Below are 16,381 nucleotides of genomic sequence, written 5' to 3'. Positions count from 1 at the left end.
GGTCAGGCCAGCAGGTCGTCGCGGCCGTCGGCCTTGAGACGTTCGATGTAGGACGGGTAGAGCTTCTTGCCGAGCGGCGCCAATTTGAGCAGGCTGGCCACGTTTCCGTCGACCTTGATCTTCTTCTTGGCCATCGCCAACGGCAGATTCACTTTGCCCTGCCAGTAGGCACTACCCGTGTCGGCGGTCATCGACATGGTGGCCATCGGCTCCGGGCCCCCGTCGAGGCCTTCGTGGACCACCTTGTTGGCCATATCGATCAGGACCACGGCCTCGGGATCGGTGAAATCGAACGCGACCACCAGGCCGGTGGCTTCGAGCTTGGGGCCGATCTCGGGATCCACAAAGGCGGCCTCGAAAATGCCGCCGATGTACTTCGTGACCTCGGCCGAACTGGCGAACCCCATCGTTCTCCTTAATTTACGTTTGATTCAAAACTTACGTTGGCCCACACTCACCCCAGGGCTGAGACCATGGTCACACCAACTTTGCCATAAGTCAACTTATGGCGGGCGTGAGCCACGCTTCCGGGACCGCGTCCACAGGCCACCCCCCAAGAAAGATCCGCCACGCCGAAACCACGTTGCCGCACAGATCCTTTGAGCACATTCCCTGGGGATTCCCCGCCCTCAGGCGGGCACCGCCCGACTCGGCGATTCCTCCGGGTCGACGTCCTTCAAGGCTGCCGCCCGCATGACCAGGCCCATGCCGACGAGGAAAACGGCATAGGTGGTCAGCGCCAGCCAGAAGATGAACACACCTCGCCACGAGAACGGCCCGCTGTGGAAGAAGAAGGCCAGCGGGTCGGGGATGAACGACGCGGCAATCCAGAAGTTCATGTAGCCCACCCAGCGGGGCAGCGTCGCACGCGGATCGCGCAGAATCGCCGTACCGATGGCGATGTTCTGGATGATGAACGGCGCAATGGGCGTGATGAACAACAACCAGGAGATGTCGTTGAGCGTGACCGTCAGCTCCGGGTTGCGGTCCGGACGAAACGCGATGACGGCCATCAGCAGCATCGGCAACAGGAGAAGGACACCGGTGGCCGCACCCGTGACCAGCTGGACGAAGGTGAGGATCGGGTGTCGCCCCTCGATCCGCAGCATGCGGTAGCCGATCAGCCCGATCAACGGAAACACCAGACAGATGCCGAGTTGCGCGATCACCAGGCCACACAGCACCCGGGTGTCGTTGGCGTAGAAGCTCACCACCTGCTCGGTCGTACTGGAGGACCCCAGCGGGATCGGCAAGACGCCGGCGATGAGCCAGCCGCACAGCGCAACGATCACGGTTGCGGGCCCACACCAGGCACAGATGAGCTGGATACGACGTGACATGACAAACACCCATCTGCCGATAAATTTTATTCTTCATTAGAAGATAGGGCTTGTGAGGGCGCACACACAAGGGTCGGAGACAACTCGGACGTCGCCGCCGCCAATCGATACCCGATACCGGTGACAGCGAGGAGAGAATTGACTTGCAAATAGAAAACACCGACCCCTGGTCTTGACGCACGTCGCGATGGCCACCTACCGTCGGTGGCGCGTGCGTGATCCGTGTCACGCCGGCCGAGCAGGGTCATGCCACCACACCCGCCTGGCGCGAATCCCTCATCCTCCGCCACCGGATGATCCGTTGAACACGAAGGAATCTGCCATGTCGTCGATCCCGTACACGATCGCGGAGGTCACCCCGGAAGCCGTGACCGAGCTGTTGTCACAGCGCACGGGATGGACAGATCTCTCTATCGCCTCGCTCGAATCCGCTCCGGTCGGCACCGGCCAGATGGCGAACAGCTACCGGTTGACACTGGAGTACACGATCCGACCAGATGGCGCCCCGGACACGGTGATCGCCAAGATGTCGAGCACCGATCCCGACAGCCGCCAGATGGGTGCGGCGACGGGCGCCTACCAGCGCGAAGTGCTGTTCTACCAACACCTCGCCGACCTGACCGACGTGCGGGCACCCGACTGCTTCTCGGCCCAGATCACCGATGACCACCACGACTTCCTGCTGCTGTTGGAAGACATGGGCCCGGCCCGGACCGTGGAACAGATCGGTGGCTGCACCCCGGATCAGGCGGACTCGGCGCTGGGCCAGGCCGCCGCTCTGCACGCCGGATCCTGGGGTCACGCCACATTGACCGAGCAGTCCTGGCTGCCTGTCGAGCACGTGTGGAACGCACTGGCCGGCGCGCTACCGGAGATCGTCGACCCGTGGCTGCAGCGATTCGGCAGCTACCTCAAGCCCGAACACGTGGATGTGTTGCATCGCCTCGGCCGCGAGATACCGGCCTGGCTCGCGACGCTGAGCGAGCACCGGACGTTGTGGCACGGCGATTTTCGGCTCGACAATCTGTTGTTCGACGCCCAGGACGGACGGACCCGGATCGCCGTCGTCGACTGGCAGAGCGTCGCCGCCGCCCCGGGTGTGATCGACGTGTCCTACCTCCTGGGCACGTCGTTGGCTGAGGCCGATCGCGTGGCGCACGAGCGCGCCCTCGTCGGTGAGTACCACCGGCGGTTGCTTTCCGCCGGCGTCACCGGCTACGACGCCGACCGCTGCTGGCTCGAATACCGGGCACACGCCCTCTACGGTCTGGTGCTGACGGTTCCCGTCTCGCTGGGTGTGGCGAGTACCGAACGAGGTGATGCCATGTTCGGTGCGATGGCCCGCCGGGTGGCACAGCAGATCGTGGACAACGACAGCTTCACCGCACTCACCGCAGTGACCGGGTGACCGAGCCCGACCGGGGCGGTCCGGCCCAACAGAAAGAACGATCGATGTCAGATTCCCGTTCGGCGCCGCTCGACGGTGTGAAAGTCCTCGAGATCGGCGGGATGGGCCCAGGCCCCTATGCCGGTATGACGTTGGCCGGTATGGGAGCCGATGTCATCAGGATCGAACGGCCCGGCGGGTTGGGGGTCTTCCCGGGCGAACCGACCCGGGATCTCCTGAATCGCGGGAAGCGGTCGGTGTGCCTCGATCTCACGCACGACAGTGCCGTCGACGCCGTACTGAAGATGGTCGAACGTGCGGACATCCTCATCGAGGGTCATCGACCTGGCGTCGCCGAACGGCTCGGGATCGGGCCGCAAGAGTGTCAGCAACGCAATCCGGCACTTGTCTACGGCCGCATGACCGGGTGGGGACAGGACGGTCCGCTGGCGCGAGTTGCCGGCCACGACATCGGCTACATCGCGCTGACCGGTGCGCTGCACGCGATCGGGGATGCCGGCGGCCCACCGCAGATCCCGGTCAACCTGGTCGGCGATTTCGGCGGCGGCGGCGCCTACCTCGTGATGGGTGTGCTCGCCGCGCTCTGGGATGCCGCCCGTACCGGCCGGGGGCGCGTCGTCGACGCCGCGATCGTCGACGGTGCCGCGCACCTACTCACCGGGACGCACGCCATGCTGAATGCCGGGGCGTGGCGCGACGAGCGTGGGGTGAACATGCTCGACGGCGGCGCTCCGTACTACGCCATCTACCGCACCGGCGATGACCGGCACATGGCGGTCGGGGCCATCGAGGCCAAGTTCTACGCACTCCTGTTGTCGGGTCTGGGCTTGACCGACGTCGAGGTCGGCCAGCAGAACGACCGCGCCACCTGGCCGGCGACCCGCGCTCGCATCGCGGCGGCGTTCGCCACCCGTACTCAGCGCGAGTGGACCGAGATCTTCGGCACGAGTGATGCCTGCGTCTCCCCCGTGCTGAGCATGCAGGAAGCCAAGGACCACCCACACATCGCGGCGCGCGGCACTCTCACGGCCGACAACGGCGTGCTCCAGGCCGCACCGGCGCCGCGGTTCGACGGCCTGACCGTCCCACCGCAGTCGGCCCCGCCGCGGCCTGGTCAGCACACCGCGGCCGTACTGTCGGAATGGGGTATCGATCCGGCCCCACTCCTGGCCGACGGCGCAGCGTCAGCACCGCAGTAGCGGGCGGGCACGCAGCCCACCGGAATCACTGAGCCGTCGACTGCCCAATCATGCCGGCCCGCAACAGTATCCGCTCCGCACGGGCAAGAACCGGCTTGTCGACCATCTTCCCGTCCACGACGCGCACCTCACCGCCGGCCGCCTCGTCGATGACCTTGCGTGCCCATGCCAGTTCTTCGGGTGAGGGAGAGAACCGCTGGTTGACGACGGCCACCTGGCGCGGGTGGATACACAGCTTCCCACCGAAGCCCAAGCGAACCGCGTGGGAGATGTCGTCGGCGAGCATGCCCATATCGCCGAGTTCGGTGGTGACCCCGTCCAGCGGGGCGGCCCGTCCCGCGGCCGCCGAACCGAGTACCACGGCACTACGGGCGTACTGCAACGCTTGATGCACGTCGGGGTCCACACCGAGTTCAGCGCCGAGGTCGATGCTGCCGAACGCGGCGCGCACCACGGTGTCCACCGCACAGATCGCCTCGGTGGCATTGACTCCCGCCGCCGTCTCGATGAGCGCGACCAGCGGTGTCCCCGGCGCCAACTGCTCGGCGATGCTCTGCAGCTGAGAAGCGCTGTGCGCCTTGGGAACCATCACCGCGCACTTCCACCGCGCCAGCATCTGAAGATCATCGGCGCACCACGAGGTATCGGTACCGTTGACCCGCACCAGCACCTGGACGCCGGTGCTCAGAAAGTCGCCCACCGCCACGCGCGCAGCGTCCTTGTCGCCGACGGCGACGGCGTCCTCGAGATCCAGCACCGCGATATCCGCACCGCTGGCGAGGGCCTTGGCGAAGCGGTCGGGCCGGTCGCCGGGGACGAACAGGACGCTGCGCGCGGAGGCGATGCGCTCAGCCAGTTTGCTCAGCGCAGCACCGCCGGTTTGTGGGCGGCGACGATCTTGTCCACCACCAGCTTTGCCGTCTCCGCACAAGCGGTGGTACCGCCGTTGGCGTACTCCTTGACCCCGTCGCCGACGTTCCACAGGTTCCGGAACGGAGTGTCGTGGGTCAGGTCGTACCCGGCGACCGCACGCTGCGGGGGCCAGTCATCGCGGGTGATCGCGATATTCAGGATGCGCGCACGACGATCGAAGTCGTCGATGTTATCTCGCAGGTCCTGCAGCAGGAATTCGGTCTCCGCCGCCTCGTCGAAGTCACCGGTGGGATTCTTGGGCACGGCGGTGCCCGCGTAGAGATTCCAGCCCTCCGGCGCCATCTCGGGACAGACATCGGTGAAGTTGGCGATATAGGCCAGTCGGCGTGATTTCGCGAAGCTGAGCATGCCCGGTACGTCGATGAGACGTTCCTGGCTGGCGAAGTTCACCGTGATCATCGATGTCGGGCGATCGGCGGCCTTGACGAGATCCTGATAGTCCGGCGGAACGTTCTCCTCACCGATCAGCTTGACGGTGCCGGCCGGGCCGATATCGCTGACCACCACGGGCGCGTCGATGCGCACCGTCTCGCCGTCTCGCGTGACGTCGATCCCGGTCACGACGTCACCGTCACCCTTGTGGATCTTCGTCACCGGCGTCGACAGCCAGATCTGTCCACCGTTGGCCACCACGGCCTCGGCCAGCGCGCGCCAGATGCCGATGGTGCCCTCGGGATGGAAACCGAACCTTTTGAACGCACTCTTACGGGTGAAGTAGGTGAGGAAGACCCGCGCCGGCAGATCCTCTGAGCCCACCGCGAACACCGAGGCGCACATGTTCCGGAAGATGCCGTGCACGCCTTCGTTCTTGGTGTACTTGGACACCCAGTCCGCGGTGGACAATTCGTCCTCGGGCAGACCGGAGTCGTTGCGGGCGGCGCCGATTCCCTTGACCAGCTTGGCACCCTGGCGGGTGAGCTTGCCGAGCAGGAAACCCCAGCCGCCGCCGGTGACATCGACATCCTTGCCCGCGATGCGGTACAGGATCGGCGGTTGCGGCTCGCGGATGTCGAAGCGGGCCCCCACCTCGTTGCAGGTCTCTTGGGTGATACCGCCGACCTCGATGACGATGGCACCGTTGTTGACCTTGAAGCCGTCGATATCGTCGGTGGAGGCACGACCTCCGACCTTGTCGAACTGCTCCACCACCAGCGTGCGGTAGCCGAGTTTGGTCAGGCGAGCAGCCGTGAAAAGGCCACCCGCGCCGGCGCCGATCACCACGGCGTCAAATGCGTGTTCTGCTGACGTCATCGTCATTCTCCTTCGGTCAAGTGTCAGGGTTCAGGGGTCAGTACGAGCGGGGCAGGCCGAGCGACGTCTGTGCGACGAAGTTGAGCACCATCTCCCGGCTGACCGGGGCGGTGCGCATCAGCCGGGTCACGAACCACAGTTCGGAGAGCCCGTACTCGTGCGAGAGGCCATTTCCGCCATGGGTTTGGATCGCCTGATCCAGCGCCTTGAGGGCTGCTTCGGATGCCGAGAACTTCGCGATGTTCGCCGCTTCGCCGGCGGGCTCACCCGCGTCGAACTGCTGCGCGGACAGCGCGGTGGCCAGGCGGCTCAGCTCGACGGCGATGTGGCTCTCGGCCAGCGGATGGGCGATGCCCTGATGCGCGCCGATCGCGGTCGACCACACCTTACGTTCCTTGGCATAGGCGACGGCCTTCTCGATCGCATACCGCCCGACACCACCACAGATGGCGCCGACGAGGATCCGCTCGGGGTTCAACCCGTCGAACACCTGCCTCAGCCCGTTTCCGGCCTGTCCGATCAACGCCTCCGCACCGACCTCGACCTCGTCGAGGAAGACGGTGAACTGCTTGTCCGGTGAGACGATCGAGGTGTCGATTTCCTGATAGGACAACCCCTTCGAGTCGGTCGGCACCACGAACAGCGACAACTTGGACTTCTCCGGTGTGGACAGATCGCCGTCGCGCGCCACCACCAGAAGAGCGTCGCATTGATCGATGGCCGAGATGTAGTACTTCGAACCCGAGAGCACCCAGCCGGTGCCGGTCTTGCGCGCCGTTGTCTTGACATTGTGGCTGTTGGAGCCCGCATCGGGCTCGGTGAGACCGAACGCCACCTTCTGACTGCCGTCGGCGATCCCGGGCAGCCACCGCTGCTTCATCTCTTCGGAGCCATGGATGGCGATGATGCTGCCGCAGATGGCCGGGGAGATCACCCAGATGAGCATCGGCATCCCATGGGCGGCAAGTTCTTCGACCACCACGACCGCCTCGGCCATACCCCCGCCGCCGCCGCCGTAGGCCTCGGGCAGATGAACCCCGAGAAGGCCGGCGGCGCCCAGGTCCTTCCAGAGTTCCTCGATGCCTTCGCCCGCCCGGCCCCGCTCCAGAAAGTACTGCTGCCCATAACGACTGGCGATACCCGCCACGCTCTCCCGGATCGCCTTGTGCTCGTCGGTGTCCTGAATAAGCCCTGCCATTGTCATCGCCCTTCGAAAGTCGGTGTCCGCTTCTCGGCGAACGCGGTGAACGCACCCGCCGCATCGCGGGTGATTCCTGTCTTCTTGGTCCCGCGCAATTCCGCGGCCAGTTGTCCGGTGAGGTCGTTGCCCCAGCTTTCCCGCAACAACGCCCGCATCGTCGCGAACGCGACAGTCGGCCCTTCGGCCAGTTCCCGAGCCAACGCCGCGGCACGAGCCTGCAGTTCGTCGGCGGGCACGATCTCGTTCACCAGACCCCATTCGAGGGCCTCCTCGACACTGATCGGCGTATTACGCAGATACGCCTGGGCAGCCCGGCGCGGTCCGATCAGCCGTGGGAGGTGATAGGTACCGCCGCCGTCGCCCGACAGCCCGATGGCGGCGAAGGCCGGAACGAACCGGGTGCCCGTCGCGGCAAGCACGAGGTCGGCGGCATAGACGAACCCCATGCCACCACCGGCCACCGCACCGTGCGCGGCCGCCACGATGGGTGCTTCGAGCCGACTCAGGATGTCGAAGGCCTCGTGGAAAGGCCAGATCATCCGCTCGAACAGCCGGTCGTAGCCTTCACCCCCGCCCTCCAAGAAGTACGAGATGTCACCACCCACGGTCAGCGCCGGGCCGTTGCCACTGATCAGGACCGCGCGCACCGAGGGATCAGCGGCGATACGCCGTACCACCTCCAAGAACTCCTGGGCCATCCGCAGATTGATGGCGTTGCGCTGTGCAGGGCGATTCAAACAGATCGTCGCCACCCCGTCTTCGACCCGGAAGTCGATGGTCTGCAGACGGCCGTCGCCCTCGAGTGCGGCATGCCAGGCAGCGGTGTCGGTCAGCTGGTTCAGTGACGCGATGTGACCGTCGCCGTCGAACGACAGGACGTGGACGAAGGCGGCCTCGAGTTCGCCCCCCGAGCGACGAGCGCTGCCACGATAGGTGCCGGTCACCACCAGCCGGCCGTCCTCCAGTGTCTGGAAATCCTCCGCCACCGCGCGTGCCTTGAAATGCTCACCGATACGCCACCACAACTTTGTGCGCATGGCATCCGGTCCGACGTGCGTGCCCCCCATGCCCAGCGGCAGACCCTGCGCGGCGTGGCCGACGAAGTCCGCCGCCAGAAGCTGATCCAGTGTGTCCACGTCACCGTCGGCCAGCGCCTGGTAGAGGCGTTCCGCTGTGGCGACTTTCGTGTCCCTGGTGAGCTCAACCGACATAGCGGACAATCGATTCGATCACGGCGGCAGGCTTGGCGGCCCCTTCCACCTCGACGGTGGTCACCAGGGTGGCCTGTACCGCCGCATCGAGCTTGTCGATCTGTGTGATGCGCGACGAGGCCCGCAGCTTGGCGCCCACGGGCACAGGTGTGATGAAGCGGACCTTGTTGAAGCCGTAGTTGATGGCCATGGTGACGTTGTCCACCCGGTACAGATCGTGCATGAACCGCGGCAGCAGCGACAATGTCAGAAGCCCGTGCGCGATGGTGCCGCCGAACGGCCCGGATGCGGCCCGTTCGGGGTCGACATGGATCCACTGATGATCGTCGGTGGCATCTGCGAACACGTTGACGCGCTGCTGGTCCACTTCGACCCAGTCGGTCGGGCCGAGTTCGGCCCCTTGCGCTGTCTCGAACTCCGCGAGATCCTGAAAAACCTTCATGCCGTGAGGGATCCTTTCTTTAGACGTGCTTTCCGACGGGTTGTCCGTCGTGTATCTGGTCGAGGTACTCGGCCATTCCGTACAGTTCGCCATCACCGTCGCGATGCCAGCGGATGGCGGATTCGACGATGCGGGTACTCGCCGATCCATCGGCACTGCGATGTCTGAGTGGGACCGAGGACAGCGCCTCACCGCGCAGTCGCCAACGCCGCTCCCCGGCAACAAGGGTGACGTCGATGCGCTGCTGAAAACCGTCCTGGTCGCGCGCGGTGATGATGGTGACGTCGTCGCAGCGATGCACGTCCGCACCGTCGAAGACGAATCCCCCGCACCGGCTACTGCCATCTTCATCGCCGAAATATGCAGCCATGAAACCGAATTCGTCTGCGCACCCATGCAGCCAGCGGTAGAACCAGGGGGCTTGCCACGACCGAGGCCCCCAGGAGTGATCGCGCAGGCCATGCCCCAGCACCTCGTAGGTGTGTGTCCCGATCTCCAGACGACCGGTCACCGCACAGAGTTGTTCGTAGTGGTTGGGGGCGAAGGACTGACCTGCGGACTCGAATGTCTGCTCATGCGGTGCGGCGATGGCACGGTATCGAAGGTGAATCTGCGCTGACACCAGCGGGCTTGAGGTCAACGCCGACTTCGGATCACACATCACCCGAGGGTCGGCCAGCACGGAGACCTCACCGGTGAACCGAATTCCGATCTCCGCCATGGGCTGCACCACCTCGACCACCAGGCCACCGGCGTTCATCGCGGCATTGGTGGTCACGGCCGGGCGATCGAATCCGAAACCGACCGCCCCACCCGGAAGGTAGAGGCAGACCGTGCGCTCCCCGATGCCTTCGTTCGGCCGGTTCGCGAGTCGCAGAAACCCAGCGAGACCGGTCGCCGGATCGTGGAACTCGAAGTACATCGACTCGTTGAAATTGTGCTCCGGCCCGACCACATGGGTGTAATCGTCCTGCGCCACTACCACGTTGGTCTCCTCAACAGCGAAGCAGCCTCGATGAGGCTGAAGGTGATCTCATCGTCGACGTTTCCCAGCAGCTGACGCGACGCATCAGCGCGGCGCCTAGTTTCGGCCGCCTGCAGAAGCGTCGCCGAGGTCCAGTAGGCCAGTGCCCGATAGAAGTTCACCTCGTGCAGATCGACGTCGGTCCGGTCGGCATAGAATCCGGCCAATTCCTCTCGTGACGAGAATCCGCCGATCCGCGTGGGACTGAGCGGGCAGCCGATCGGCTCACCCGGTGCGCGCCAGCTGTTGAGCAGCCACGCCAGATCCATCAGCGGATTCCCGGCCGTGCAACGCTCCCAGTCCACTACCGTGAGGACCTGCGCGTCCTCTCGCGTCACGATGTTGGCGAGCCGGTAGTCACCGTGCACCACCCGGGCCCGGGACTCCCGTATCGGTCTACGCGTGAGCAATCTGGTGCGCAGGGCGCACCAGGCCGAATCGTGCACACTGCTGGTGCCCGAGGACATCCAGACATCCGATACCGCGGCGATCTGTCGATCCAGGTGCGACGAGCCGAACACCGGCAGTCCGATGACCCGCGGATCCACGGTGTGCAAGCCGGCCAGCGCGTCGATGATGCTCTCGCCCAGCCGCCGACGCTGAGCCGGGTTCAGACGCGAGGCCTGGATCTCGTCGTCGATGACCACACCGGGCACGAAACGCAGCACCATGAAGTGCCTGCCGCGTTGTTGGCCGTGGCCGACAACCTCCGGAACCGGCCGGCCGGCGGCCCGCAACCGCGTCAGCAGGGCCGCTTCGCGGTCGAAGGAGCGCGGGTCGGGATTGATCCGCTCCCGCAGCACCCACTGCCGCCTGGCTTGATCGGTGACCAGCCACGTCGCGTTCGTGCAGCCGAGACCCATCTGGGTCACCGTGACGGGCCCGTGCGGTGCCTCGCCCTTGTCGGCCAGCCAACTCGCCAACACGCGTGGCCGCCCCGAGACCGGCCGATCGTATGCCGACACACGCGGCCGGTGCGGCGATCTGATGATCATCGCTGCCGCCCTCCTGCGCGCTGACAATATTTTTTCGAATGCGGCCTAGACCGCCCATGGCGGGGTTCATCACGCCTATATCGCCACGCTAACATACTTTTCTAGTTGCTGTTAAATTTTATGCAGCGCAGCAGAACGGGAGCAATGCACATGTCACAGTCATCCGCCGAGATGAGCACGAGCATGGAGAAGGTCACCGATACCGTCACGTGTGTCGCGTTGCCACTGCCCCTACCCGACCTACAGGTGGTGAATTCCTATGCCGTGCAATCGCCGGACGGGGTGACCCTGATCGATCCAGGGTGGGCCTATCCGCAATCCGAGACGATCCTCCTCGGTGCACTGGACAGCCTCGGATATTGCGTGCGGGACGTACGGCGCATCGTGGCGACCCATCAGCACTGGGATCACTACTCACTCGGTGTGAAGTGGCGCGATCGATACGGCATCGAACTGCTGCTGGGCCGTGAGGAGCAACACAGCATCGCGGCTTTCTTGGCGCAGCCCGACGTCGTCCACCCCCATCAGGTGGGCATACTCAGAGAAGCCGGCGCACCCGATCTCGCCGGCGAAATCGACTCTCTGGACTGGGAACCCTACGAACGCGATGTGGCGTTCGCCCCGCCGGATCGCTGGCTCGACGATGGGGACGTGATCGACTGCGGCACCACGCAGATCGTCGTGCGTGCAACACCCGGTCATACTCGGGGGCACATCGTCTTCGAGGACGCCCACCAGGGTGTGATCTTCACCGGAGACCATCTCCTGCCCCGCATCACGCCATCGATCGCGTTCGAACGAGCGCCCGGGAAACTCCCGCTGCGCTCCTATATCGACTCACTGAACCTGGTGTTGCGACTGCCCGATGCCCGGATGTTGCCCGCGCATGGCACGACCGCACGGACCACGCATGCCCGTGCGCAGGAGCTGCTCGAGCACCACGAGACCCGACTGCGCCAGATCGGCGATCTGGTCGTTGCCGGAAGTTCGACGGCGCTGCAGGTGGCCTCGGAGATGCGGTGGACCCGCCGCGAACGGACGCTCGACGAGTTGGAAATCGTGCACCGCATGACCGCCGTGCTTGAGGTGCAATCTCATCTGGACTTGCTCGAGGTGCGCAATGTGGTGACGTGTTCGGTCGTGGACGGCGTCCGTCACTTCGCCGTGCGTTAGCGTCGCGTCGTACCCGACTGCAGGGTGGTCAACTGCTGCACCAGGCGGTACTTCTGCACCTTCCCCGTGGGTGTGGTGGGTAGGTCCTGCCCGCGGTAGAACACGACGCGTTTCGGGACTTTGAACCGCGCCAGCTTCTCCCGGCACAGAGCGAGCACATCCTGCTCGGTGAGCTGCCAGCCGGGAGCCGGAACCACCACGGCACAGCCGATCTCGCCCCACCGTTCATCCGAGAGTCCCACGGCGAAGACCTGGCTGATGCCGGGGTGCCCGGCCAGCAGGTCTTCGATCTCCTTGGGCATGACCAGTTCGCCACCACTTTTGTAGAGCTCTTTGCTCCGGCCGGTGACCTGGAGGTAGCCGTCGGCGTCGACACACCCCAGGTCACCCGAGTGCAGCCACCCGTCGCGAAGGGTGCGTGCGGTGTCCTCCGGGCGATTCCAGTACCCGAGCATGGAGGTCGGCCCGGAGGAGAGCAGCTCACCTTCGATCCCGGCCGGCATCGTCTCGCCGGTATCGGGATCGACCGCGCGATAGATCACGAGCGCGTCGGACCCGGGCACACCGGCCGCACCCGCCAGCTTCGGCTTGCCCACGGTCCCGCAGAGCACGTCGAGCGAATCCTCGGGCAGGGTGAGTGTCATGGCCCCGCCGCATTCGGTCATGCCGTAGCCGGTGACGATCTCGGTGACACCGAAATCTCGCGTGACCTGTGGCCACAGCCATCGTGGAGCGGGCGCGGACCCGCACAGGACGGCCTGGAGCGAGCTCAGGTCGAAGTCCCCGCGTACCGGGCTTTCCACCATGGCGACCGCCATGGTCGGCACACAGAGAAGATCGGTGGCGCGATGCTCGGCGATACCCCGGAAGTAGCCCTCCGCGCTGAACGTCGGCTGCAGGATCACCGCTCCCCCGACGAACATCACGGACAACAAACCCTCGACATAACCGAACATGTGGTAGCAGGGCAGCGAATACAGGATTCGGCGTCCGTCTTCATACGCGCGGGTGAGGGCGGATGCGTAGGCGGTGCGCAGCACCGCATCGTGGGTCACCACGACGCCTTTCGGGGCCCCGGTGGTACCCGAGGTGTAGAGCATGTCGCCGGCAGACAGCGGGTCCACGGCCCGGATCGACGATGCGGTGTGGCCGTCATGTCCGAGATCCGCCAGCGACCGCACCGACAGCGCACCGCGCCGAGGTTCACCCCCGGTGTCGAGAACGACGACCCGGCGCAACTCCGGCAGGCCGTCCGCCCCGGCATCCCGGTCGGCGAAGCCCGGCGAGTGCCAGCCCGGCACGATGGTGTCGAGCATGTGCTGATAATCCAATGACCCGAACTCCGTCATGGTGACCAGCACGCGGCAGCCGGAATCAGCCAGTACGAAGGCCAATTCGTTCTCGCGGTAGAGGTAGTTGAACGGTACGGCGATCGCCCCGACGCGTGCGATCGCGAACTTCACACTCACGAACTCGGGATAGTTGGCCATCAGCATGCCCACCCGGTCGCCGGCCCGCACCCCGAGTGCGAACAGGCCGGCGGCGAGTCTGCGGGATTCCTCGGCGACCTCGCGGTAGGTCATCGTTGCCGAGTCGGCAAGCACAAACGGCCGCGACGGGTACCGATCGGCGCACGCGTCGAGCCAACCGGCCAGACTCACCGGCTGCCATGAGGGAAACCTGTGGCGCAGCACCTGACGACGTGCCTCGATCGACGGCCGCACGGTCACAGCTCGTGCAGTTCGTGTTCAAGAATGGCGTCACGCAAGGCAAACCGCTGCACCTTACCCGTCGGCGTCCGCGGGAAATCGTCGGCAAGGAACCATCGGGCCGGCACCTTGTAGGAGGGCATCCGGGCGCGGACGTGGTCGACCAGACGATCCCGTAGGCCTTCTCGGTTCCCCGGGGCAACCCGGCATGCCACCGCGACGATCTCACCCATCCGCTCATCGGGAAGTCCCACGGCAACCACGTCGATGATCTCGTCGTGGTCGGCGATGATGGACTCCACCTCGGCGGGTGAGATGTTCTCACCGCCGCGGATGATCAGCTCTTTCAGCCTGCCGGTCACGGTGAGGTAGCCACGATGGTCCATGGCACCGAGGTCACCGGTGCGCACGAACCCGTCCGGGTCGAGGGCGCGTGTGGTCGCTTCCGGATCGTGCAGGTACTCGACGAACTGCTGATACCCGCGCGCGCAGATCTCCCCTACCTCGCCGACCCCGACGGTGACCCCGGTGTCGGGATCGATGATCTTGCAATCCAGGTGGGGTAGTTGTCGCCCTACCGTGTTCAGCTGATCCTGCGGACTGTCCCCCGGACGGGTGAGCGACAGCACCGGCGCGAGTTCGGTCTGGCCGAACAGGTTGTACACGTGCGCCCCGAAGACCGACGCGGCACCGTCGATCAGATCGGCGGCGACATTCGAGGCCCCACCCATGATGACGCTCAACTGCGGTGCGGGCGTGCTGATCTCACGCTGGCGCCGCAACAGGGCGTGCAGCACCGTCGGGACGTAGAAGAGCACCGAGACGTTCTCCCGGCGCATCGCCTCCAGCGCCTCGTCGGCGGCGAAACGCTCGCACAATACCGAGGTGCCCGCCAACCAGAGCGGCCCCAGGGTGGCGATGACACACCCCGCGGTGTGGAACAACGGCAACGGATTGAAACACCGCGCCTTGGGGGGTGCCCCCGTGGCTTCCATCGTCAGTTTGGCCACGTTGACCAGGGCCCGGTGGGTCAACAGCACGCCCTTGGGGCGACCGGTGGTACCCGAGGTGTACTGCAGCATGACCGGCGAGTCCGCGCCGACCTCGGGTGCCGAGGCTGCTGCCGCCGGGGCCAGCCACACCTCACGTTCTGACAGCGAGATCCGGCGCAGACCAGGGATACCCGCGCACACCCGCTCTGCCACTTCACCCATCGCGTACCCGCGGCTGACATCGGCGTGCAGCAACACATGGGCACGGCTGTGCCGCAACGCGTAGTCGAGTTCGTCGTCGCGCAGCACCGGGTTGAGCGCGACCAGTACGACGCCGGCCAGTGCGGCGCCGTACTGGATCACGGTCCATTCGATGACGTTGGGGGCCCACAAGGCCACGTACTGACCGGGCTCCACCAACGTCGACAGCGCCGCTGCCACCCGACGCGCTTCGCCGAAAAGGGCGGCGTACGTGAGTCGTTCGACATCGCCGGTACCGTGCCGGATGCCGATCACGGCTTCGGTGTCCGGGTGATCTGCGGCTCGCGCCGCGAGCAGCCCACCCACCGAATCGTCGACGAGCGGCACCGAGCGATCGCCCTCCCGGTACGCCGGCGCAGATCTCATGGCGTCGCTCAGACGGGGTTGCTGCCGAGCTTGGCGTCGGACATATCGCTGATCTGCGACCACTTCGCCGTGATCTCCGCCAGGCTGGGCTGGGCGGTGAAGGTGACGCCGTCGTTCTGGAACTGCGCCACGCGCTGCACCAGGCCGCCGCCGACGACGAACACCGATGCGGTGTCCTCGTTCTCTGCGGATACCAGATAGCCGACCGCCGGAGCGACGAGTTCGGGATTCAGCTTGTCCAACAACTCCTGCGGGGCGATGTCGGCAGTCATCCGGGTCGCGGCCATGGGCGCAATGGCGTTCGCGGTGATGGAGTACTTCGCGCCTTCGATCGCCAACGTGTTGATCAGACCGACCAGACCGGCCTTGGCTGCCGCGTAGTTCGCCTGGCCGAAGTTGCCGTACAGGCCACTGGTGGAGGTCGCGACGACGATCCGGCCGAACTTCTGCTCGCGGAAATGCGGCCACGCGGCACGGATCACGTTGAAACCACCGTAGAGGTGCACCTTCTGCACGGCATCCCAGCTGTCTGCCGTCATCTTGTGGAAGGCGCCATCGCGCAGGATGCCGGCGTTGCTCACCACGCCGTGCACCGCGCCGAACTCGTTGAGCGCGGTGTCGATGATCGCCGCCGCACCACTTTCATCGGCCACGGAATCGTAGCTCGCCACTGCCTTTCCGCCGGCGCTGCGGATCTCCTCGACCACGGTGTCGGCGGCCTGGGTTCCCGCGCCGGAGCCGTCCCGAGCGCCACCGAGGTCATTGACGACGACGAGTGCGCCGTTGGCCGCCAGGAACTGGGCGTACGAGCGCCCCAAGCCGTTTCCCGCACCCGTGACAACGACAACCTTGTCTTGAACACCCGACACTTGAGCT

At 65.6% G+C, this 16,381-nt stretch carries 15 protein-coding genes; 3 read left to right on the top strand and 12 right to left on the bottom strand.

Annotated features, from left to right (window positions below):
* Positions 1-2 precede the first annotated feature (2 nt).
* Complete coding sequence (locus QN239_RS14880; RefSeq protein ID WP_090364189.1) at positions 3-407, bottom strand: SCP2 sterol-binding domain-containing protein; 405 nt, start codon at positions 405-407, stop codon at positions 3-5.
* A gap of 222 nt (positions 408-629) precedes the next feature.
* Positions 630-1,340, bottom strand: coding sequence for a hypothetical protein (locus QN239_RS14875; RefSeq protein WP_499011425.1), 711 nt, complete (start codon positions 1,338-1,340; stop codon positions 630-632).
* 322 nt (positions 1,341-1,662) lie between these two features.
* Here QN239_RS14875 and QN239_RS14870 point away from each other — a divergent pair, with 322 nt between their 5' ends.
* The gene (locus tag QN239_RS14870; RefSeq protein WP_499011423.1) at positions 1,663-2,748 is read left to right on the top strand and encodes a phosphotransferase; all 1,086 of its coding nucleotides are present in this window, start codon (positions 1,663-1,665) and stop codon (positions 2,746-2,748) included.
* Between the two features lie 44 nt (positions 2,749-2,792).
* Complete coding sequence (locus QN239_RS14865; protein WP_499011422.1) at positions 2,793-3,947, top strand: CaiB/BaiF CoA transferase family protein; 1,155 nt, start codon at positions 2,793-2,795, stop codon at positions 3,945-3,947.
* A gap of 25 nt (positions 3,948-3,972) precedes the next feature.
* Here the strand turns inward: QN239_RS14865 and QN239_RS14860 are convergent, their stop codons facing one another.
* From QN239_RS14860 to QN239_RS14830, 7 genes are read right to left on the bottom strand one after another with little or no spacing between them, the layout of a single operon-like run.
* Positions 3,973-4,803 carry an HpcH/HpaI aldolase/citrate lyase family protein gene (locus QN239_RS14860; protein WP_499016799.1) on the bottom strand — a complete coding sequence of 277 codons (831 nt, stop codon included), beginning with the start codon at positions 4,801-4,803 and terminating at the stop codon, positions 3,973-3,975.
* A gap of 5 nt (positions 4,804-4,808) precedes the next feature.
* On the bottom strand, positions 4,809-6,131 hold the full coding sequence (locus tag QN239_RS14855) for a phytoene desaturase family protein (protein ID WP_499011420.1): 1,323 nt from the start codon (positions 6,129-6,131) through the stop codon (positions 4,809-4,811).
* Between the two features lie 37 nt (positions 6,132-6,168).
* A complete protein-coding gene (locus QN239_RS14850) occupies positions 6,169-7,329 on the bottom strand; it encodes an acyl-CoA dehydrogenase family protein (RefSeq protein WP_187095947.1) in 1,161 nt (386 codons plus the stop codon).
* A 2-nt stretch (positions 7,330-7,331) separates the two neighbouring features.
* Positions 7,332-8,543, bottom strand: coding sequence for an enoyl-CoA hydratase-related protein (locus QN239_RS14845; protein WP_499011418.1), 1,212 nt, complete (start codon positions 8,541-8,543; stop codon positions 7,332-7,334).
* Entirely contained in the window at positions 8,533-8,985 is a 453-nt protein-coding gene (locus QN239_RS14840) for a MaoC family dehydratase (RefSeq protein ID WP_090364183.1), read from the bottom strand. The genes QN239_RS14845 and QN239_RS14840 overlap by 11 nt, the downstream gene beginning before the upstream one ends.
* A gap of 19 nt (positions 8,986-9,004) precedes the next feature.
* On the bottom strand, positions 9,005-9,970 hold the full coding sequence (locus QN239_RS14835; protein WP_499011416.1) for a DUF7064 domain-containing protein: 966 nt from the start codon (positions 9,968-9,970) through the stop codon (positions 9,005-9,007).
* Positions 9,964-10,974, bottom strand: a complete 1,011-nt coding sequence (locus QN239_RS14830; RefSeq protein WP_499011415.1) for a phosphotransferase family protein — start codon at positions 10,972-10,974, stop codon at positions 9,964-9,966. Before QN239_RS14830 ends, QN239_RS14835 begins: the two co-directional genes overlap by 7 nt.
* A gap of 174 nt (positions 10,975-11,148) precedes the next feature.
* Between QN239_RS14830 and QN239_RS14825 the strand changes: the two genes are divergently transcribed.
* A complete protein-coding gene (locus QN239_RS14825; RefSeq protein ID WP_499011414.1) occupies positions 11,149-12,177 on the top strand; it encodes an MBL fold metallo-hydrolase in 1,029 nt (342 codons plus the stop codon).
* On the opposite strand, the gene QN239_RS14820 is transcribed toward QN239_RS14825, so the two are convergent.
* From QN239_RS14820 to QN239_RS14810, 3 genes are read right to left on the bottom strand one after another with little or no spacing between them, the layout of a single operon-like run.
* Positions 12,174-13,907 (bottom strand): class I adenylate-forming enzyme family protein, encoded by a 1,734-nt coding sequence (locus tag QN239_RS14820; RefSeq protein ID WP_499011413.1) that lies wholly within the window; start codon positions 13,905-13,907, stop codon positions 12,174-12,176. The two genes, QN239_RS14825 and QN239_RS14820, sit on opposite strands and share 4 nt — an antisense overlap.
* A complete protein-coding gene (locus QN239_RS14815; RefSeq protein WP_499011411.1) occupies positions 13,904-15,505 on the bottom strand; it encodes a class I adenylate-forming enzyme family protein in 1,602 nt (533 codons plus the stop codon). The genes QN239_RS14820 and QN239_RS14815 overlap by 4 nt, the downstream gene beginning before the upstream one ends.
* Positions 15,506-15,513: 8 nt before the next feature.
* Positions 15,514-16,374, bottom strand: coding sequence for an SDR family oxidoreductase (locus QN239_RS14810; RefSeq protein ID WP_499011409.1), 861 nt, complete (start codon positions 16,372-16,374; stop codon positions 15,514-15,516).
* Positions 16,375-16,381: the final 7 nt, after the last annotated feature.

This window comes from Mycolicibacterium sp. Y3 (genome assembly GCF_051188035.1).
GTDB classification, from domain to species: domain Bacteria; phylum Actinomycetota; class Actinomycetes; order Mycobacteriales; family Mycobacteriaceae; genus Mycobacterium; species Mycobacterium fluoranthenivorans.
Note: the sequence above shows the minus strand (reverse complement) of the source record. Positions and strands in the feature narration are given on the sequence as shown.

What these genes read in the sequence shown, in the direction of transcription:
- QN239_RS14845 (WP_499011418.1), bottom strand. Translation starts at nt 8,543, where the DNA reads ATGTCGGTTGAGCTCACCAGGGACACGAAAGTCGCCACAGCGGAACGC.
- QN239_RS14880 (WP_090364189.1), bottom strand. Translation starts at nt 407, where the DNA reads ATGGGGTTCGCCAGTTCGGCCGAGGTCACGAAGTACATCGGCGGCATT.
- QN239_RS14815 (WP_499011411.1), bottom strand. Translation starts at nt 15,505, where the DNA reads ATGAGATCTGCGCCGGCGTACCGGGAGGGCGATCGCTCGGTGCCGCTC.
- QN239_RS14865 (WP_499011422.1), top strand. Translation starts at nt 2,793, where the DNA reads ATGTCAGATTCCCGTTCGGCGCCGCTCGACGGTGTGAAAGTCCTCGAG.
- QN239_RS14870 (WP_499011423.1), top strand. Translation starts at nt 1,663, where the DNA reads ATGTCGTCGATCCCGTACACGATCGCGGAGGTCACCCCGGAAGCCGTG.
- QN239_RS14855 (WP_499011420.1), bottom strand. Translation starts at nt 6,131, where the DNA reads ATGACGTCAGCAGAACACGCATTTGACGCCGTGGTGATCGGCGCCGGC.
- QN239_RS14825 (WP_499011414.1), top strand. Translation starts at nt 11,149, where the DNA reads ATGCACATGTCACAGTCATCCGCCGAGATGAGCACGAGCATGGAGAAG.
- QN239_RS14850 (WP_187095947.1), bottom strand. Translation starts at nt 7,329, where the DNA reads ATGGCAGGGCTTATTCAGGACACCGACGAGCACAAGGCGATCCGGGAG.
- QN239_RS14875 (WP_499011425.1), bottom strand. Translation starts at nt 1,340, where the DNA reads ATGTCACGTCGTATCCAGCTCATCTGTGCCTGGTGTGGGCCCGCAACC.
- QN239_RS14840 (WP_090364183.1), bottom strand. Translation starts at nt 8,985, where the DNA reads ATGAAGGTTTTTCAGGATCTCGCGGAGTTCGAGACAGCGCAAGGGGCC.